Here is a 19,012-nt window from a genome sequence, read left to right on the forward strand (position 1 = left end):
ACGCGCCGCCGGCGGCAAGCGGCGGGCGCGCACCGTCCACGAGAAAACCGGAGAAGCGGGGCGCATTCAAACCTTTTCGTGCCCGGAGCGGCGCCGCCGCCGGCTCCTGCCGAACGTCGGGCCGGCCCCGAGCGTTGAGATCGGGGACCCGATTCGACGAGACGCGGAGGCGAGGATGGACGAGCGGCACGAACTCCTGATGACCATCGACGGCATGACCTGCGACGGCTGCGTGAACGCGGTGCGACGCATCGTCCACCGCCTCGACCCGCAGGCGGACGTGGCGGTCGACCTCGACCACGCCCGCGCCCGTATCCTCACCTGCGCCGACACGCTGGAGATCGCCGACGCGCTGGACAAGGGCGGCTATCCGGCGCGGGCGATGACGATGTGAGCAGGGGGGCGGGGCCCGACCCGGCCGGATCGCTCCCAAGTCGGACGGCCCCACCGTCCGCGCGTGCCGCGCGGACTCCTCCCCCCCGGGGAGGATCCGGGGCCGGAGGATCGCGCGCACGTCGATGCCACGCTCCGACCGCCTCCTCCCCGCAGGGGAGGACGGAGGCCGAAGGCCGGAGGGTGGGGAGGGCGGCGATGCGGGTCGATGGCCCCCGCGCTGCGCTCGGCCGCCATAGCTTGGATTGCTCCCGCGCGAAGACGCGGTAACCTCTCCCCCGAACGCCCGGCCACAGGGCGCGCCCGAGGGAGAACGCCGATGCACGGCCTCATGCAGGACTGGCCCCTGCTCATCCACAAGGTGATCGATCACGCCGCCGTCCAGCACGGCGGGCGCGCCGTCGTCTCCCGCTCCGTCGAGGGACCGATCGTGCGCACGACCTATGCCGAGATCCGCACGCGGGCGCTGAGGCTCGCCAAGCGGCTCGCGCGCGACGGCATCCGCGCCGGCGACCGGGTCGGGACGATGGCCTGGAACACGGCGCTACACCTCGAGACGTGGTACGGCATCACCGGCATCGGCGCGGTCTACCACACGCTCAACCCGCGGCTGTTCGAGGACCAGATCGTCTACATCGCCGGCCACGCGGAGGACCGGCTGCTCTTCCTCGACCTCACCTTCGTGCCGCTGATGGAGCGCCTGCAGGAGCGCCTGCCCGCCATCGCGCGCTTCGTCGTCCTCACCGACGCCGCGCACATGCCCGAGACCAGCCTGCGCAACGCCGTCGCCTACGAGGACTACCTCGCCGAGGCCGACGACGACTTCGCCTGGGCGGCGCTGGAGGAGAATGCGGCGGCGGGCCTGTGCTACACGTCGGGCACCACGGGCGAGCCCAAGGGCGTGCTCTACTCGCACCGCTCGAACGTGCTCCACGCCATGACCGCCAACCAGCGCGACGCGCTCGGGCTCTCGTCGCGGGACGTGGCGATGCCGGTCGTGCCGCTGTTCCACGCCAACGGCTGGTCCTTCGGCTTCTCGGCGCCGATGGCGGGCGCGACGCTCGTCATGCCAGGCCCGAAGCTCGACGGCGCCTCGCTCGCCGAGCTGCTCGTCTCGGAGAAGGTGACGGTGAGCGCCGCGGTGCCCACCATCTGGTTCTCGCTGCTCCAGCATCTCGACGCCACCGGCACGACGCTGCCGCACCTCGATCGCGTGGTGATCGGCGGCTCCGCCTGCCCGCGGGCGGTGACGCAGGCGTTCCGGGACCGCTTCGGCGTCGAGGTGATGCACGCCTGGGGCATGACCGAGATGAGCCCGCTCGGCTCGGTCTGCTCGCTCAAGCCCGACTACGGCGACCTCGACGCGGAGGCCTGGCTCGACGTGAAGGAGCGCGCCGGGCACGCCTTCTTCGGCATCGAGATGAAGATCGAGGACGACGAGGGCCGCGCCCTGCCCTGGGACGGGCAGGCCTTCGGCCGGCTGAAGGTGCGCGGGCCGGCGGTCGCGAAAGCCTACTTCCACCGCGGGGAGCCGATCCTCGACCGCGACGGCTTCTTCGACACCGGCGACGTCGCCACCATCGACCGCTACGGCAACATGCAGGTCGTCGACCGATCGAAGGACGTGATCAAGTCCGGCGGCGAGTGGATCTCCTCGATCGAGCTCGAGAACCTCGCCGTCGGCCATCCCCACGTGGCGGAGGCCGCCGCCATCGGCGTACCGGACGAGAAGTGGGGCGAGCGCCCGCTCCTCGTCGTCGTGCCCAAGGCCGGCGTCGAGCCGGACGCGGCGGGCATCCTCGCGCATCTGGCGACGCGCCTCGCCAAGTGGCAATTGCCGGATCGCGTCGTTTTCGTCGAGGAGATCCCGCACACGGCGACAGGCAAGATCCAGAAGACGGCGCTGCGCCGGAGCTTCGCCGGGGACGGATGAGGGCGTGCGAGACGGAAGGGGTGATTTACGTGCCGCAGCCGCCATATAGAGGCGGCACTCGCCAACGGAACGACTCGACCTCATGCCCGACGCCAACGCTCCCGCCGCGCGCGGCGGGGAGGACGCCAGCCTGATCGGAACCTTCTCGCGCCTGTGGCCGCACCTGTGGCCGCACGGGCGGGTGGACCTGCAGCGGCGGATCTTCATCGCCTTCGGCCTGCTGCTCTTGGCCAAGGGCGTGACCATGCTCACCCCCTTCACCTTCAAGTGGGCGACGGATGCGCTCGTCGCGGTCACCGGCGCGTCCGAGGCGACCGACATCCCCGCCGGCGAGGCCTGGGCCTGGCTCTTCGCCTCGCCCGTGCTGCTCACGGTGCTGTACGGCCTCTCGCGCATCCTGATGGCGGGGCTCACGCAGCTGCGCGACGGCGTCTTCGCCAAGGTGGCGATGCACGCCGTGCGCAAGCTCGCCTCCCAGCTGTTCGCGCACCTGCACTCGCTGTCCCTGCGCTTCCACCTGGAGCGCAAGACCGGCGGCCTGACGCGGGTGCTCGAGCGCGGCCGCTCGGGGATCGAGGATCTCACGCGGCTGATGATCCTCACGCTGATCCCCACGATCGTCGAGCTCGTGCTCGTGCTCGGGATCCTGGCCTGGCAGTTCGATCTCGCCTATTCCGGCGTCGTGCTGGTGATGGTGATCGCCTATCTGGCCTTCACCTACTACGCCACGCAATGGCGCATCAGCATTCGCAGGCGGATGAACGAGAGCGACACCGACGCCAACACCAAGGCGATCGACGCGCTGCTCAACTTCGAGACGGTGAAGTATTTCGGCGCCGAGAAGCGCGAGATGGAGCGCTACGACCGCTCGATGGAGCGCTACGAGCGCGCCTCGGTACAGACCTACACGTCCCTCGCGATCCTCAACGCCGGGCAGGCGGCGATCTTCACGATCGGCATGGCCACCGTGATGATCTTCGCCGCGCGCGACATCGTGGCCGGCAACGCGACGATCGGCGACTTCGTGCTGGTGAACTCCCTGCTCGTGCAGCTCTTCATCCCGCTCAACTTCATGGGCATGGTCTATCGCGAGATCAAGCAGGCGCTGATCGACATCTCCGACATGTTCGGCATCCTCGACCGCAACCCGGAGATCGAGGACCGCCCCGGCGCGAAGCCCCTCGCCGTGCGGGAGGGCACGGTCGCGTTCCAGGACGTGCGGTTCTCCTACAACCCGGACCGGCCGATCCTGAAGGGGATCTCCTTCGAGGTCCCGGCGGGACGGACGATCGCGATCGTCGGGCCGTCGGGTGCGGGCAAGTCGACGATCTCGCGCCTCCTGTTCCGCTTCTACGAGCCGCAGGGCGGGCGCATCGCGATCGACGGGCAGGACATCGCGGACGTCACGCAGGAGACCCTGCGCGCGGCGATCGGCATGGTCCCGCAGGACACAGTGCTGTTCAACGACACGATTGGCTACAACATCCGCTACGGGCGCTGGGACGCGAGCGAGGAGGAGGTGCGCGAGGCCGCGCGCCTCGCGCAGATCGACCGCTTCATCGAGAGCCTGCCGGAAGGCTACGACACGCCCGTCGGCGAGCGCGGCCTGAAGCTCTCGGGCGGCGAGAAGCAGCGCGTCGCCATCGCGCGCACGATCCTCAAGAGCCCCCCGATCCTGCTGCTCGACGAGGCCACCTCGGCGCTCGACTCCTTCACGGAGAAGGAGATCCAGGACGCGCTGGATCGCGTGAGCCGCGGGCGCACGACGCTCGTCATCGCACACCGGCTCTCGACGGTGGTGGGCGCCGACGAGATCATCGTGCTCGACAAGGGCGAGATCGTCGAGCGCGGCGGGCACGCGGCGCTGCTCGCGCAGGGTGGCGTCTACGCCGCCATGTGGAACCGCCAGCGCGAGGCGGACGAGGCGCGGGAGCTGCTGAAGCGGGCGGAGGAGGAGCGCGAGGCCTCGTTCAGGGTCTCGATCGCGGAGTAGCCGAGGCGGGCGCCACGGCCTCGGCGGCGTCGGTCCGTCGGCGGACATCGCTGCGGCAGCGGTCCGAGCAGAAGCGCACGTTCTCCCAGTCGCGCTCCCACTTCCTGCGCCAGGCGAAGGGCCGGCCGCAGGCGGCGCAGGTCTTCGTCGGCAGGTCCGCCTTGCGGCGCATCCGGGGCATCGCTCACCTCCCGAGATTGCACGCCGCGTCGAGGGAGACCGGGCTCCAGCGGGTGATCACGAGGAACCCGTCCGCCGCCGCGACGATGAGGACGCGGCGGTACTGGTGCACGAGCTGCCCCGGCTCGTGGTCGTGCGCGCCCGCGATGGCGTGGGCCTGGGCCACGTGGATCGTGCCCTGGCCGATCCGCGCCAGCGTCTCGATCGGCCCGAAGGCGCGCACGCGCCGCATCAGCGTCGCGACCGGGAGACGGAAGTCGAGCGTGCGGTCGGCATCGCTCGCGCGCGGGAACCAGCTCCCTCCCACCTGGGGCTCGGCGCGGGCGAAGGCGCCGGGGAGATCGGCCGCCAGCGCCCGGGCGATGCGGTTCGTCGCGAGCTGGCAGCGGGCGAGCAGCGTCTCGTGGGTCTCGTCCGGCGCAAGCGGGAAGGTCTCGCGGGCGAGGACGGGCCCGGTGTCGAAGTCGGCGTCGAGCACGTGCGCGCTCATCCCCCAGGTCTCGCGGGCCTCCAGGATCGCCCGGTAGAGCGGGTAGGGGCCGCGTCCCTCCGGCAGGGGTGACGGGTGGAAGTTGAGCGCGTGGCGCACCGTGCCGTCGCACGCCGGGATGCGCCAGGGATAGCCCGCGACGACGAGCGCGTCGCAGCCGATCTCGGCGAGCGTCGCCAGGTCGCGCGGCACGATGCGCGACAGCGAGATCGGCAGCCGGCGGCGGCGCGCCTCGGCGACGATCCGCCGGTTGGTGTCGTGGATGTCGTCGCAGGGGCGCGTGAACAGCGCCACCGGCTCCCAGCCCCGGGCGACGAACCCGTCGAAGGCGTCCGCCAGGAAGTCGATCCCCGCGAAGGCGAAGCGCATCGTCGATCTCTCCCCCCAACCGACCGCCGCGCCCGCCCTGCGCGCGATGTCGCATCGGCCCTTTCCTCGGCGGCGCACCGCCATAGCTAGCGCATCGCAGCGGCGTTTACAGCCGCGCGAAACCGACGAGCGAGAGCGGAATTGCGATGAGTGCGAGGGTTCTGATCTGGGGCGGCAGCGGCGGCGTGGGTGCGGCGGCGGCGCGGGCGCTCGCGGCGGCGGGCTGGCGCGTGCATCTCGCCGCGCGCGACGAGGCGCGGCTCGCCGAGGCGGCACGCGCGATCGACGCCGCCGGCTATACAGTCGCGGACGCGCTCGACCCGGAGGGCATCGCCCGCGCGACGGAGGAGGCGAGTGCGGGGGAGGGGCTCGGCGGGCTCGTCTACGCCGTCGGCTCGATCACGCTCAAGCCGCTCGCCAAGCTGGCCGAGGAGGATTTCCTCGCCGATTACCGCCTCAACGCGCTCGGTGCGGCGCAGGCGATCCAGGCGGCGCTGAAGCCCTTCCGTCAGGCGAACGGGGCGAGCGTCGTGCTGTTCTCCACCGTCGCGGCGAGCCAGGGCTTCTCCGCCCACGCCTCGGTCGCCATGGCCAAGGGGGCGGTGCAGGGGCTGACGCTGGCGCTCGCCGCCGAGCTCGCCCCGAAGGTGCGCGTCAACTGCATCGCGCCCTCGCTGCTCGACACCGACCTCGCGCGCCCCCTCACATCCAATGCGACGATGGCCCAGGCGATCGCGGGCATGCACGCGATCCCGCGGCTCGGCACGGGGGAGGACGTGGGCTCGCTCGCCGCCTTCCTGGTGTCGCCGCAGGCCTCGTGGATCACCGGCCAGACGATCGGCGTCGACGGCGGGCGCTCCACGTTGCGCGTCAAGGGCTGACGTGCCCGTGGGAGCCCCCTCGTGAAGACCCTTCGCCTCCTCCTCGGGGACCAGCTCACGCGGGCGATCTCCTCGCTGACGGATCTCGCCGCCGAGCGAGACGTCGTGCTGATGGTCGAGGTCGCCGAGGAGGCGACCTACGTGCGCCACCACAAGCAGAAGATCGCCTTCCTCTTCTCCGCCATGCGCCATTTCGCGGACGAGCTCGCGCGGGAGGGGATCGCGGTCGACTACGTCCGCCTCGACGATCCCGGCAACGAAGGCTCCTTTTCCGCCGAGCTCGCCCGGGCGGTGGCGCGCCACGCGCCCGATCGCGTCGTCGTGACCGAGCCGGGCGAGTGGCGCGTGCTCGAGGCGATGCGCGACTGGCGCGAGGAACTGGGCGTCCCCGTCGAGATCCGCGAGGACAACCGCTTCCTCGCCACCAAGGCCGAGTTCGCGGCCTGGGCCGGCGAGAAGAAGCAGCTGCGCATGGAGTTCTTCTACCGCGAGATGCGCCGCAAGACCGGGCTGCTGATGGACGGCGGCGAGCCGGCGGGCGGGCGGTGGAACTTCGACGCGCAGAACCGCAAGCCGCTGCCCAGGGCGCTGCGTGTCCCGCCGTGCCGGCGGTTCGAGCCGGACGCGATCACCCGCGAGGTCCTCGACCTCGTCGCCCGGCGCTTCCGCAACCATTTCGGCGACCTCGAGCCGTTCGGCTGGGCGGTGACGCGCGCCGATGCGCTGGACGCGCTGCGCAGCTTTCTCGCCGAGGCGCTGCCCACCTTCGGCGACTACCAGGACGCGATGAAGACCGGCGAGCCCTTCCTCTTCCACGCGGTGCTCTCGCCCTACCTCAATGCCGGGCTCCTCACCGCCGAGGAGGTCTGCCGGGCGGCGGAGCGGGAGTGGCGCGAGGGGCGCGCGCCGCTAAACGCCGTCGAGGGCTTCGTGCGCCAGATCGTCGGCTGGCGGGAATACGTGCGCGGGCTCTACTGGCTGAAGATGCCGGGCTATGCGCACACGAACGCGCTCGGGGCGACGCGCCCGCTGCCGGACCTGTACTGGACCGGCGAGACGATGATGAACTGCCTCGCGCAATGCGTCGGCGACACGCGCCGGCACGCCTACGCGCACCACATCCAGCGGCTGATGGTGCTCGGCAACTTCGCGCTGCTCGCCGGCCTCGCCCCCGCTGAGGTCCAGGAATGGTACCTCGTCGTCTACGCCGACGCCTACGAATGGGTGGAGCTGCCCAACGTGCACGGCATGATCCTCTACGCCGACGGCGGGATCATGGCCTCGAAGCCCTATGCCGCGTCGGGCGCCTACATCGACCGGATGAGCGATTATTGCCGCGGCTGCAGCTACGACCCGAAGGCGAAGGAGGGCGCGCGGGCCTGCCCGTTCAACTATCTCTACTGGAACTTCCTGATCGAGAACGAGGCGCGGCTCTCCGGCAACCCGCGCGTGGCGATGCCCTATCGCACGCTGGCCAAGATGAGCCCGGATCGCCGCGCGGCGATCCGCGCGGACGCTGCGCGCTTCCTCGGCGGGCTCACCGCGACCTACGGGTCGTGAGCGCCCCGCGCCCGGCTACTCGGCGGCCTGCCGAGGCTCGTAGCCCAGGCGGCGGTTGAGCTCGTGGAGGAGCTTCTCGGCGGCTTCCGCGATCACGGTGCCCGGCGGGAACACGGCGGACGCGCCCATCTCGAGGAGGGTGGGGACGTCGTCGGGCGGGATGACCCCGCCGACGACGATCATCACGTCGCCGCGGTCGTAGGCCTCCAGAGCCTTCTTGAGCTCGGGCACGAGCGTGAGGTGGCCGGCCGCGAGCGAGGAGACGCCGACGATGTGGACGTCGTTCTCGATCGCCTGGCGCGCCGCCTCGTCCGGCGTCGCGAAGAGCGGCCCGATGTCGACGTCGAAGCCGAGATCGGCGAAGGCGGAGGCGATCACCTTCTGGCCGCGGTCGTGGCCGTCCTGGCCCATCTTGGCGACGAGGATGCGCGGGCGCCGCCCGTCCTCCTCCTCGAAGGTCTCGACCAGCGCGCGCACGCGCTCGACGGCAGGGGACATGGCTCCGACCTCCCGCTTGTAGACGCCCGAGATCGAGCGGATCTCGGCGCGATGGCGGCCCCAGACCTGCTCCAGCGCCGCCGAGATCTCGCCGACCGTCGCCTTCGCGCGCCCAGCCTCGACGGCGAGCGCCAGCAGGTTGCCCTCGCCGGTCTCGGCCGCCTTCGACAGCGCCGCGCAGGCGGCGTCGACCGCGCCCTGGTCGCGCTCGGCGCGAAGCCGCGCGAGCTTCTGGAGCTGGAGCGTGCGGACGTTTGCGTTGTCGACCTTGAGCACGTCGACCGGCCGCTCGTCGAGGGGCTTGAACATGTTGACGCCGACGACGGCCTGGTTGCCCGAATCGATGCGCGCCTGGGTGCGGGCGGCGGCTTCCTCGATCTTGAGCTTGGGCACGCCGGCCTCGATGGCCTTGGCCATGCCGCCGAGCGCCTCGACCTCCTCGATGTGCGCCATCGCCTTCCTGGCGAGCTCGGCGGTCAGCCGCTCGACGAAATGCGAGCCGCCCCAGGGGTCGATCACGCGGGTCGTGCCGCTCTCCTGCTGGAGGAAGAGCTGGGTGTTGCGGGCGATCCGCGCCGAGAAGTCGGTGGGCAGCGCCAGCGCCTCGTCGAGCGCGTTGGTGTGCAGCGACTGGGTGTGCCCCTGCGTCGCCGCCATGGCCTCGATGCAGGTGCGGGTGACGTTGTTGAACACGTCCTGCGCCGTGAGCGACCAGCCGGACGTCTGGGAGTGGGTGCGCAGCGCCAGCGACTTCGGGCTCTGCGGCTCGAACCGGCGCACGAGCGTCGCCCAGAGCAGGCGGGCGGCGCGCAGCTTCGCCACCTCCATGAAGAAGTTCATCCCGATCGCCCAGAAGAACGACAGGCGCGGGGCGAACTTGTCGATGGTCAGCCCCGCCGCGAGACCGGCACGGATGTACTCGACGCCGTCGGCGAGCGTGTAGGCGAGCTCCAGGTCCTGCGTCGCCCCGGCCTCCTGCATGTGGTAGCCGGAGATCGAGATCGAGTTGAACTTCGGCATGTTCGCCGAGGTGTAGCCGAAGATGTCCGAGATGATCCGCATCGACGCCAGGGGCGGGTAGATGTAGGTGTTGCGGACCATGAACTCCTTGAGGATGTCGTTCTGGATCGTCCCGGCGAGCTTGTCGGCGGACACGCCCTGCTCCTCGGCGGCGACGATGTAGAGCGCCATCACGGGCAGCACCGCGCCGTTCATCGTCATCGACACGCTCATCTGGTCGAGCGGGATGCCGGAGAACAGCGTGCGCATGTCGTAGATCGAGTCGATCGCCACGCCCGCCATGCCGACGTCGCCGGCCACCCGCGGATGGTCGGAATCGTAGCCGCGGTGGGTGGCGAGGTCGAAGGCGACCGAGAGGCCCTTCTGGCCCGCGGCGAGGTTGCGCCGGTAGAACGCGTTCGAATCCTCCGCCGTGGAGAAGCCGGCGTACTGGCGCACCGTCCAGGGCTGGGTGACGTACATCGTCGGGTAGGGGCCGCGCAGGAAGGGCGCGATGCCGGGCATGCCGTCGACGAAGCCGAGCCCGGCGCGGTCCTGTGGGCCGTAGGCGCCCTTCACGGGAATGCCTTCCGGCGTCTCCCACGGCGCGCCCGCCTCGGCGCCGGCGGCGGCCTCGCCGCGCGCGGCGCTGGCGAAGGGGACGCTCGTGAAATCGGGCAGGGTGCTCTCGCGCTGGGCGCTCATGACCGGGCCTCCACACTTCCTGTCACCCCGGGTCGCGAAGCGGGCCCGGGGCCCAGAGCCACAGCGGTGTCTCTCAGCGTGCGCGAGAGCGCGCGCGTCCACGGACGCTGGTGCAGGCCTCCCCCGCCACGGCGCTGGCGCGCCGCTCGATGGGCACCTGTGCTTCTGGGTCCCGGACTTGCTTCGCAATCCGGGATGACAGGGGGGGGCGTCATGGGGAAAGGATGAGCGCAGCGGGTCGCGAGATCAAGCACGGGCGGCCTCCTCGGCGCGGGCGAGCGCGTCCTCGAGCAGGTCGAGCAGGTCGACGCCCATGTAGACGAAGGCGTCGACGCCCGCCTCGCGCCAGGCGGTTTCGTGGGCGCCGGGGCGGCCGGCGAGGTAGAGCCGGGTACAGCCCGCGTGCTTCATCGCCTTCGCCGCCGCTGCGGCGTCGGTCTCGTAGAGGGCGTCCGACGAGCACAGGCAGGCGATGGTCGCGTCGGACCGGGCGAAGGCCTCCGCCATGGCGGCGTGGTCGGGGAAGCCGTCGTTCGACAAGGCCGCGATGCCGCCCGCCTCGAAGGCGTTCGCGGCGAAGCCTGCGCGGGCGTTGAAGGCGGAGAGCGGGCCGATGTTGGCGAGGAAGACCGCCGGGCGCCTGCCGTGGGCGGCCAGCAGCGCGTCCGAGCGGTCGCGCAGGCGCTCGTAGGGCTCGGCGTCGCGGCGGCGGGGCAGGGGGGCGAGCGTGACGGGCGCGACGCCGGGCGGCGCCGCGCTCAGCCGCGCGAGGGTCGCACCGCCGGCCGCCGCGGAGACCAGGTCTGCGAACGCCGCGACGGGCTTCGCGGCCGCGTCGGCCTCGGAAGGCGCTGCCGGGTGCGGGGCGTCGTCCACCGCCATCGCCACGGCGACCGGCTTCTCGTCGAGGAAGGGGAACTCGGACACGCCGGTGATGGCGTCCTTGCGCCTGGCGACGGCCGCGTCCCGCGCCGCCCGGGTGGTGCGGATGCGCTCCTGCAACGAGCCGGTCCGCAGGCTCTCGACGATCCCGCCCTCGGCCTCGATCTCCTGGAACAGCGCCCAGGCCTTCTCGCACAAGGCCTCGGTGAGGCCCTCGAAGGCGCCCGAGCCGGCGGCGGGGTCGGCGACGCGCCAGAGATTCGACTCGTGCAGCAGGACGAGCTGCGTGTTGCGGGCGACGCGCCGGGCGAAGGCGTCGGGGAGCCCGAGCGCCGCCGTGAAGGGCGTCACGACGAGCGAATCCGCGCCGCCGACGCCGGCCGAGAACGTCGCCACCGTGGCCCGCAGCAGGTTGACCCACGGATCGCGGCGGGTGGTCGTGCGCCAGGCGGTCTCGGCATGGAGCCGGATGGGCCTGGGCACGAGGCCGGACGCCTCCTCGACCCGGGCCCAGAGCGCGCGCAACGCCCGGAACTTGGCGATGCCGAGGAACTCGTCCGCGTCGGCGACGAGCTGGAAAGCGAGCGCGTCGCGCGCCGCGTCGAGGCCGTGCCCGCCGGCCGCGAGCGCGCGCAGGTACGCGACGCCGGAGGCCAGTACGAAGGCAAGCTCCTGCGCCTCGCTCGCGCCGGCCTCGTGGACCGGCCGGGCGTCGGCGAGGAACGTGCGCCCGCCGAAGCCGCGTGCGCCGAGGTCCGACAGCGTCTGTGCCGAGCGCTCGGCGACGATCTCCCACGGCGCGGACATCCGCCCCGCCGCGGCGGCGGCGCCGATCGGGTCGAGCGCCAGGTCGATGGCGAGGTCGGCGAGCGCGTGGCCGCGGCGCTCGGCCAGCGCGATCAGCATCGCCGCCGCCTGCCGCCCGGCGCCGCCGGCGTCGAGGCGCAGGTGGACGAGGTCGAGCATGACGCCCTCGAGCGCGGCGTCGAGGTCGTCCACGGTCTGCGCCGACATCCCGAAGCCGCGCGCCGAGGGCGCCTGGGGGAAGACGAGCGTCAGCGAGTCCGCACCGCCTTCGAGATCCTCCAGCGCCTGAGCGTTGGCGGCATCGGGGCGCGGGTCGTCGACGCGCTGGGAGACGCGCCAGGGGCCGTGGGCGGCGCGGCCGGGGCGGGCGGCCACCTCCGCCTTGTCGTAGAGCGGCTGGATGGCGAGCCCGTCGTAGCTCCTCGAGACCAGCCGCTTCTCGAAGGCCGCACCCTTCAGCACGCCCTCCACCAGGGCGAGCCAGTCCGCGCGCGAGGGCGTCGGGAAGCCGGCCGAGAGGGCGTCATCGTCGATCATGGCGTTCGCTCCGCGGGACGTCGCACCCGGTCTACCGCCAAAGCCGGGCTCGACGGAAGCGCCACTTTGGTCCGGTCGCGCACGGACGCGCGGCGTGCGCGCCCGTCTTGCGCCCGCCACGCACCCGTGCGAAGCGGCGCGGGCAGCACGCGACCGGAGCCTCCCCCGTGACCATCCTCGTCTTCGACGTCGGCAACGTCCTCATCCGCTGGGACCCGCGCTTCCTCTACGAGAAGATGTTCTCCGGCGACGCCGAGCGGATGGAATGGTTCCTCGCCAACGTCTGCACCGGCGACTGGAACCTCGAGATGGACCGCGGCGCCGTCTACGCCGACCACGTCGCGGCGCTCTGCGCCGTGCATCCGGAATGGGAGGCCGAGATCCGCGCCTTCGACACCCGCTGGCAGGAGATGGTGCCGGGCGACATCGCGCCGAACACGGCGCTGCTGGAGCGCCTGCTCGCCAGGGGCGAGCCGATCTACGCCATCACCAACTTCTCGCGCGAGAAGTGGGCTGAAGCGCAGGATCGCTTCCCGATCCTGACCCGCTTCGCGGGCGTCGTCGTCTCCGCCCACGAGGGCCTGGTGAAGCCCGATCCGGCGATCTACCGCACGCTGCTCGATCGCTATCGCCTCGAGGCGGGGCGGTGCCTCTTCATCGACGATTCCGAGAAGAACGTGGCGGGCGCGCGGGCGGTGGGCATGCGCGCGCTGCACTGCCCGCTCGGGTTCGACCTCGCCGCGGGCCTGCGCGCCGAGGGCGTGGCGTTCTGACGCCACGGGGCTACCGCGCCCCGCGAACGGGTGCCATACAGGACGGCGAGGCTCTCGAGCGAGGAGACGCGCATGATCCTGGTCTGCGGCGAGGCGCTGATCGATCTCTTCGTCGGCGACGACGACGGCACCGCGCTCGCGGCCCGCGCCGTGCCCGGCGGCTCGCCCTTCAACGTGGCGATCGCGCTCGCGCGGCTCGGGCGTCCGGCGGGATTCTGCGGCGGGCTGTCGACCGACCGCTTCGGCGAGGTCCTGGCGGGCCGGCTCACGCGCGACGGCGTCGACGTCTCCCTCGCCCCGCGGCTTTCCGCGCCGACGACGATCGGAGTCGTCGCGCCGCGCCCCAACGGGGACGTCTCCTACGCCTTCCACGGCCACGGCGCGGCGGACCGGAGCATCGGCGGGGCGGACCTGCCGGCGACGCTGCCGGACGGCGTTCGCGCGCTCGCCTTCGGCTCCTTCTCGCTCGCCGTCGACCCGGCGGGCGCCGCCTACCTCGCGTTGGCGCAGCGGGAGGCCGGGCGGCGCGTCGTCTCGCTCGACCCGAACCTGCGCGCCATGGTGACGCCCGATCTCGCCGCCTGGCGCGCCCGCCTCGCGGAGTTCCTCGCGGTCGCGGACATCGTCAAGGCGAGCGCGGAGGATCTCGCGGACGGGTTCGGGATCGATCCCGTGGACGCGGCCGCGCTCACGGCTTGGGCCGAAGGCCGGCTCGCCGGGGGCGCCCGGCTCGTCGTTACGACGCTCGGCTCGGCGGGCGCGCGGGCGTTCCTGCGCACGCCGCGTGGAACGGCGATGCGCGCCGTGGCCGGGCGTCGGGTGCGGGTCGCCGACACCGTCGGGGCCGGCGACACCTTGCACGCCGCCCTGCTCGCGCGCCTCGACGCGCGCGGGCTGCTCGACCGGGCGGGCCTCGAGACGCTCTCGCCCGACGACGTCGCGGACGCGCTCGACTTCGCGGTGCGCGCCGCCTCCATCACCTGCGAGCGCCCGGGCGCGAACCCGCCGACGCTCGCCGAGGTCGAGGCGCGCGGCGCCTCGCCGGCCGCACAGGGGAGATGACCGCCTTGCACCAGGACGAGCCGGAGACCGCGCACGCGGACGAGCACGACGATCACGGCCACAGCCACCTCGAGCCGATCGAGGCGCGGGTGAAGGCGCTCGAGTCGATCCTCGTCGAGAAGGGCTACGTCGAGCCCGCCGCGATCGACGCGCTGATCGAGACCTACGAGACCAGGGTCGGTCCCCGCAACGGCGCGCGCGTCGTCGCACGCGCCTGGGAAGATCCCGAGTTCCGCGCCGCACTGGCGGCGGACGCCACGGCGGCGATCGCCACGATGGGCTTCGTCGGGCGCCAGGGCGAGCACATGGTGGCCGTGTTCAACACGCCGGAGGAGCATCATCTCGTCGTCTGCACCTTGTGCTCCTGCTATCCGTGGCCGGTGCTCGGCCTGCCGCCGACCTGGTACAAGTCCGCGCCCTACCGCTCGCGCGCGGTGATGGACCCGCGCGGCGTGCTGGCCGAGTTCGGTGTCGTGCTCCCCGAGACGACGGCGATCCGCGTGTGGGATTCGACCGCGGAGGTGCGCTACCTCGTCGTGCCGATGCGTCCCGAGGGGACCGAGGGCCTCGACGAGGAGCGCCTCGCCGATCTCGTCACGCGGGATTCGATGATCGGTACCGGGCTCGCCCGCACGCCCGGGACGGCGGCAGGGGAGGGCACGCGATGAACGGGGCGCAGGATCTCGGCGGCATGCACGGCTTCGGGCCGGTCGTCCGGGAGGCGGACGAGCCGCTGTTCCACGCGCCGTGGGAGCGCCGCGCCTTCGGCGTCACGCTCGCCATGGGCGCGACCGGCTCCTGGACGCTCGACGCCTCCCGCCACGCCCGCGAGAGCCTGCCGCCGGCGGAGTATCTCTGCGCGTCCTACTACGAGATCTGGGCGAAGGGGCTCGAGCGGCTCGTCGTGCAGGCGGGGCTCGTGGGTGCGGACGAGCTCGCCGCCGGGCGGTCGCTGCGGCCGGGCGCGCGGCTCGCGCGGGTGCTCTCGGCCGAGGCGGTGCCGGCGGCGCTGGCGCGCGGCGGGCCGACGGAGCGCGAGCCGGCGGCGGCGCCGCGCTTCGCCGTCGGAGATCGCGTGCGGACGCGGGTGATCAACCCCGCCGGCCACACCCGCCTGCCGCGCTACGCCCGTGGCAAGACCGGCGAGATCGCCCTCCGGCACGGTGCCCACGTCTTCCCGGACGCGAACGCGCACCGGGGCGGCGAGGCGCCGCAGCACCTCTATACGGTTCGTTTCACGGGCCCCGAGCTGTGGGGCGAGGGAGCGGACCCGACGCTGACCGTCTCGATCGACGCCTGGGAGAGCTATCTCGATGCGGCCTGAGGACGCCCCGCTCCTGCCGGAGGAGGCGCCGACCTTCGAGGCGCCGACCTTCGAGGCACCTTGGCAGGCGAACGCCTTCGCGCTCGCTGTGGCGCTGAACGCGCGCGGCGCCTTCTCGTGGAGCGAGTGGGCGCAGGCGCTCTCGTGCGCGCTCGCCCAGACGCCGGGTGCCGAGAACGGCGGCGCGGGCTACTGGACCGCCTGGGTCGCCGCGCTGGAGCGGCTCACGACCGAGAAGGGGCTCGCCGGAACCGAGGCGCTCGGGGAGCGCGCCGCGGCCTGGCAGCGCGCGGCGGAAGCGACGCCGCACGGGACCCCGATCACGCTGGAGAACGATCCGCAGCGGCGCGGCGTCGGTCGCGGGTGAGCGGCCTAGCCCGAGGGCGTCGCGCTCCCGGGGGAAGCGCGACGCTTCGGCTGCGTGTCACGCCGCGCGGATGCCCGCCGTGAAGACCTCGACCTGGCTCGTGACGTCCGAGGCCGAGCCCGTGAGGCGGCGGGCCGCCTGGAGGACCTGGTCGGCGGCGGTGCGGGTCTGTGCGGCGGACTGGCGGAACTCGCCGACGAAGTCGTTGACCGCGTCCGTCCCGTTCGCCGCGTCCGAGACGTTGGACGCGATCTCCTGCGTGGCGGATTGCTGCTCCTCGGCCGCCGACGCGATCGTGCCGGAGATCTCGTGCATGCGCTGAATCGTGGCGCCGATCGATTCGATCGCCTGGACGGCGGTGCCCGACGCCGTCTGGATGCGCCCGACCTGGGCGGAGATCTCGTCCGTCGCCTTCGCCGTCTGGTCTGCGAGCGTCTTCACCTCGGCGGCGACGACCGCGAAGCCCTTGCCCGCCTCGCCGGCGCGTGCGGCCTCGATCGTGGCGTTGAGCGCCAGCAGGTTGGTCTGCGAGGCGATCTCGCTGATCAGCGCGACGACCTCGCCGATGCGCTGGGCGTTGGCGGAGAGATCGCGCATCGTCGCGTCGGTGCTGCGGGCGTCCTCCACCGCCTGCGAGGCGATCTGCGTGGCCTGCGCCACCTGCGAGCTGATCTCGCGGGCGGAGGCGGCGAGCTCCTCGGCGGCGACCGCCACGGAACGCATCGCCGAGCTCGTCTGCTGTGCGGTGACCACGCCCGATTCGGAGCGCGTGCGGCCCTGGTCTGCGCTCGTGCGCATCGCCTCCGCGGTCGCCTCCATCTCGGTGGCGGAGGCGCCGAGCGCCTCGACCAGCGTCTCGATGCGGCTCTCGAAGCCCTCGATCAGCTGGGCGACGCGCGCGGTGCGCTGCTCCCGGGCCGCGGTTTCCGCCGTGCGCTCGCGGGTCAGCTCCTCGCGCTCCACGGCGTTGCGCTTGAAGATCGCGACGGCGCGGGCCATGCCGCCGATCTCGTCGACGCGGTTCACGAACGGCACGTCGGTCGCGAGGTCGCCGTCGGCGAGGGCGCGCATGGCGCCGGAGATGTCCTGGATCGGCTGGGCGAGCTGGCGGCGCGACAGGTAGACGGCGAAGCCCCCGCCGACGAGGATGCCGAGCCCGCCGATCGCGACGATGGTCACGAGGTTGCGCCCGAACAAGGTCTCGAGCGTCCCGATGAAGCGCTCGAGGTTCGTCGACTGCACGGCGGCCGTCGAATCCATGATCTCGTTGAGCGCGTCCTGCGCCGCCAGGTTCTCGGCGTTGTCGCCGAAGGCGCGCGCCGCCGCGATCCCGTCTTCGCGCGCGCGGCGCACGATCTCGCGGCGCACCTCGGCGAAGGCCGCGACGTCCTCGCGGAAGCCGAGGAACAGGTGCATCCGGTCCGCCGAGACGAGGGGCTGCCAGGCGTCGAGCATCACGTCCATGCGCTCGAGGTCGGAGAGCAGGGACTGCGCGTAGGTCTCGACCTCGGCCGGGGTCTCGGCCAGGTAGAGGCCGCGGGTGCCGGCGACCGCGCCGTTGATGAGCGCGTTGGCGCGCTCGCTGAGGATGGCTCGGTCGGCCGCGTTGTGCGCGAGCGCCACCTGATCGCGGTAGGTCGTCATGATCGTCGCGCTCGCCGCGGTGACCGCGACGACGACGACGGCGAAGAGACCGACGAGGCTGTAGATCTTCGTCGCGATGCTCCATCGATCGATGAGCTTGCCCATTCCCATAACCCTCGCTCGTGTGGCGGCCCGGGGCGCGCGCACGCGCCGCCGGGGTGATTACAATTCACGAGCGCGAGAATCGTCGTCCCTCTGTTAATACGCGGTTATTTACCAAGGGGCAGACACAACCGTAAAGTTCTCGGACGGTTGCGCGCGCCCCACTTCATTCGATCTCCGCCGCCACCTCAGAGCGCGTCGGAGACCGCGCGGCCGCACTCCTGCGTGCCCGCGTTGCCGCCGAGATCGCGGGTGCGCAGCGTGCGCTCCGCGAGGGTGCGCTCGATCGCCGCGACGATCTCGGCTGCCGCCTCGCGCTCGCCGAGATGGTCGAGCATCATGGCGCCCGACCAGATCTGGCCGATGGGGTTGGCCACGCCCTGGCCGGCGATGTCGGGCGCCGAGCCGTGGACGGGCTCGAACAGCGACGGGTGGTCGCCCTCCGGGTTGATGTTGCCGGATGGCGCGATGCCGATCGTGCCGGTGCAGGCGGGCCCGAGGTCGGAGAGGATGTCGCCGAACAGGTTCGAGGCGACGACGACGTCGAACCAGTCCGGATGCAGAACGAAATGCGCGGTGAGGATGTCGATGTGGAACTTGTCCACCGCGATCCCGGGATAGGCCTTCGCCATCTCGGCGACCCGCTCGTCCCAGTAGGGCATGGTGATGGAGATGCCGTTCGACTTCGTCGCGGAGGTGAGCTTGCGGCGGGGGCGGCGCTGGGCGAGCTCGAAGGCGTACTTCAGCACCCGGTCGACGCCGACCCGCGTCATCACCGTCTCCTGGATGACGACCTCGCGGTCCGTGCCGGCGAACATGCGCCCGCCCACCGAGGAATACTCGCCCTCGGTGTTTTCGCGCACGACGAAGAAGTCGATGTCGCCCGGCGCGCGGCCCGCCAGCGGGGAGGGGACGCCGGGCATCAGCTTGACGGGGCGCAGGTTGACGTACTGGTCGAACTCGCGGCGGAACAGCAGCAGCGAGCCCCACAGCGAGACGTGGTCCGGCACCGTGTCGGGCCAGCCCACCGCGCCGAAGAAGATGGCGTCGTGCCCGCCGATCCGCTCCTTCCAGTCCTCGGGCATCATGCGCCCGTGCCTGGCGTAGTGGTCGCAGGAGGCGAAGTCGAACCAGTCCTGCTCGAGCGTGAAGCCGTGGCGCTTCGCGGCTTCCTCCAGCACCCGGACGCCCTCCGGCACCACCTCCTTGCCGATCCCGTCACCGGGGATCACCGCGATCCTGTACGTGCGCGCCATGGCGTCCTCCCGTTCGTTGCCGGGGGATCATAGAGGCGGCTCGAACGAGGGGAAGCGCGGCGGACGTGAGCGCGGGCCAATCGGGCTTGCGAGGCGGGGCCGGGAATCGCAGACGGGGGAGATGGTACAGCTGGGCGGGCTCGAACCGCCGACCTTCGGAGCCACAATCCGACGCTCTAACCAACTGAGCTACAGCTGCATGGCGGGTCGCCGCGCGGGACGGCGCGGGCCGGACCCGGCATATGGCCCAAAACGCC

16 protein-coding genes and 1 tRNA gene are annotated in these 19,012 nt (G+C 72.2%); 10 read left to right on the top strand and 7 right to left on the bottom strand.

Translation table 11 applies throughout. The annotated features are described in order from the left end of the window. The first annotated feature begins 175 nt into the window (after positions 1–175). From G407_RS0109205 to G407_RS26730, 3 genes are all read left to right on the top strand, one after another. On the top strand, positions 176–394 hold the full coding sequence (locus tag G407_RS0109205) for a heavy-metal-associated domain-containing protein (RefSeq protein WP_029030574.1): 219 nt from the start codon (positions 176–178) through the stop codon (positions 392–394). Between the two features lie 318 nt (positions 395–712). After that, positions 713–2,326 carry a long-chain-fatty-acid--CoA ligase gene (locus G407_RS0109210; RefSeq protein WP_029030575.1) on the top strand — a complete coding sequence of 538 codons (1,614 nt, stop codon included), beginning with the start codon at positions 713–715 and terminating at the stop codon, positions 2,324–2,326. 82 nt (positions 2,327–2,408) lie between these two features. Beyond that, positions 2,409–4,319, top strand: coding sequence for an ABCB family ABC transporter ATP-binding protein/permease (locus tag G407_RS26730; protein ID WP_052341151.1), 1,911 nt, complete (start codon positions 2,409–2,411; stop codon positions 4,317–4,319). On the opposite strand, the gene G407_RS31015 is transcribed toward G407_RS26730, so the two are convergent. Together G407_RS31015 and G407_RS0109220 are read right to left on the bottom strand one after the other, a co-directional pair. Next, positions 4,297–4,500 carry a DUF2256 domain-containing protein gene (locus tag G407_RS31015; protein ID WP_084327420.1) on the bottom strand — a complete coding sequence of 68 codons (204 nt, stop codon included), beginning with the start codon at positions 4,498–4,500 and terminating at the stop codon, positions 4,297–4,299. The two genes, G407_RS26730 and G407_RS31015, sit on opposite strands and share 23 nt — an antisense overlap. A gap of 3 nt (positions 4,501–4,503) precedes the next feature. Then, positions 4,504–5,358, bottom strand: coding sequence for a methionyl-tRNA formyltransferase (locus G407_RS0109220; RefSeq protein ID WP_029030576.1), 855 nt, complete (start codon positions 5,356–5,358; stop codon positions 4,504–4,506). A 146-nt stretch (positions 5,359–5,504) separates the two neighbouring features. On the opposite strand from G407_RS0109220, the gene G407_RS0109225 reads away from it, so the two are divergent. Both G407_RS0109225 and G407_RS0109230 read left to right on the top strand, forming a co-directional pair. Further along, a complete protein-coding gene (locus G407_RS0109225; protein ID WP_029030577.1) occupies positions 5,505–6,239 on the top strand; it encodes an SDR family NAD(P)-dependent oxidoreductase in 735 nt (244 codons plus the stop codon). Between the two features lie 21 nt (positions 6,240–6,260). Continuing rightward, the gene (locus G407_RS0109230) at positions 6,261–7,799 is read left to right on the top strand and encodes a cryptochrome/photolyase family protein (protein ID WP_029030578.1); all 1,539 of its coding nucleotides are present in this window, start codon (positions 6,261–6,263) and stop codon (positions 7,797–7,799) included. A gap of 15 nt (positions 7,800–7,814) precedes the next feature. On the opposite strand, the gene scpA is transcribed toward G407_RS0109230, so the two are convergent. Both scpA and G407_RS0109240 read right to left on the bottom strand, forming a co-directional pair. After that, the gene (scpA, locus tag G407_RS0109235; protein ID WP_029030579.1) at positions 7,815–10,001 is read right to left on the bottom strand and encodes a methylmalonyl-CoA mutase; all 2,187 of its coding nucleotides are present in this window, start codon (positions 9,999–10,001) and stop codon (positions 7,815–7,817) included. A gap of 246 nt (positions 10,002–10,247) precedes the next feature. Further along, complete coding sequence (locus G407_RS0109240; protein ID WP_029030580.1) at positions 10,248–12,224, bottom strand: methylmalonyl-CoA mutase family protein; 1,977 nt, start codon at positions 12,222–12,224, stop codon at positions 10,248–10,250. Positions 12,225–12,394: 170 nt separating this feature from the next. Between G407_RS0109240 and G407_RS0109245 the strand changes: the two genes are divergently transcribed. The 5 genes from G407_RS0109245 (at position 12,395) to G407_RS0109265 (ending at position 15,753) form a co-directional block, all read left to right on the top strand. Next, a complete protein-coding gene (locus G407_RS0109245; protein ID WP_029030581.1) occupies positions 12,395–13,000 on the top strand; it encodes an HAD family hydrolase in 606 nt (201 codons plus the stop codon). A 72-nt stretch (positions 13,001–13,072) separates the two neighbouring features. Continuing rightward, positions 13,073–14,062 (top strand): carbohydrate kinase family protein, encoded by a 990-nt coding sequence (locus G407_RS0109250; protein ID WP_029030582.1) that lies wholly within the window; start codon positions 13,073–13,075, stop codon positions 14,060–14,062. A 5-nt stretch (positions 14,063–14,067) separates the two neighbouring features. Beyond that, positions 14,068–14,730: a nitrile hydratase subunit alpha gene (nthA, locus tag G407_RS0109255; protein ID WP_425337491.1), complete on the top strand. Its 663-nt coding sequence runs from the start codon at positions 14,068–14,070 to the stop codon at positions 14,728–14,730. Beyond that, complete coding sequence (gene nthB, locus G407_RS0109260) at positions 14,727–15,386, top strand: nitrile hydratase subunit beta (protein ID WP_029030584.1); 660 nt, start codon at positions 14,727–14,729, stop codon at positions 15,384–15,386. Before nthA ends, nthB begins: the two co-directional genes overlap by 4 nt. Continuing rightward, positions 15,376–15,753 carry a nitrile hydratase accessory protein gene (locus G407_RS0109265; RefSeq protein WP_052341152.1) on the top strand — a complete coding sequence of 126 codons (378 nt, stop codon included), beginning with the start codon at positions 15,376–15,378 and terminating at the stop codon, positions 15,751–15,753. The genes nthB and G407_RS0109265 overlap by 11 nt, the downstream gene beginning before the upstream one ends. A gap of 57 nt (positions 15,754–15,810) precedes the next feature. Here G407_RS0109265 and G407_RS0109270 read toward each other — a convergent pair whose 3' ends face one another. The 3 genes from G407_RS0109270 to G407_RS0109280 form a co-directional block, all read right to left on the bottom strand. Next, positions 15,811–17,502, bottom strand: a complete 1,692-nt coding sequence (locus tag G407_RS0109270; protein WP_029030586.1) for a methyl-accepting chemotaxis protein — start codon at positions 17,500–17,502, stop codon at positions 15,811–15,813. 185 nt (positions 17,503–17,687) lie between these two features. Beyond that, the gene (locus G407_RS0109275; RefSeq protein WP_029030587.1) at positions 17,688–18,755 is read right to left on the bottom strand and encodes a tartrate dehydrogenase; all 1,068 of its coding nucleotides are present in this window, start codon (positions 18,753–18,755) and stop codon (positions 17,688–17,690) included. 122 nt (positions 18,756–18,877) lie between these two features. Next, positions 18,878–18,954 (bottom strand) — tRNA-His (locus G407_RS0109280). Positions 18,955–19,012 lie beyond the last annotated feature (58 nt).

The sequence above is a fragment of the Salinarimonas rosea DSM 21201 genome, from assembly GCF_000429045.1.
Classification (GTDB): domain Bacteria; phylum Pseudomonadota; class Alphaproteobacteria; order Rhizobiales; family Beijerinckiaceae; genus Salinarimonas; species Salinarimonas rosea.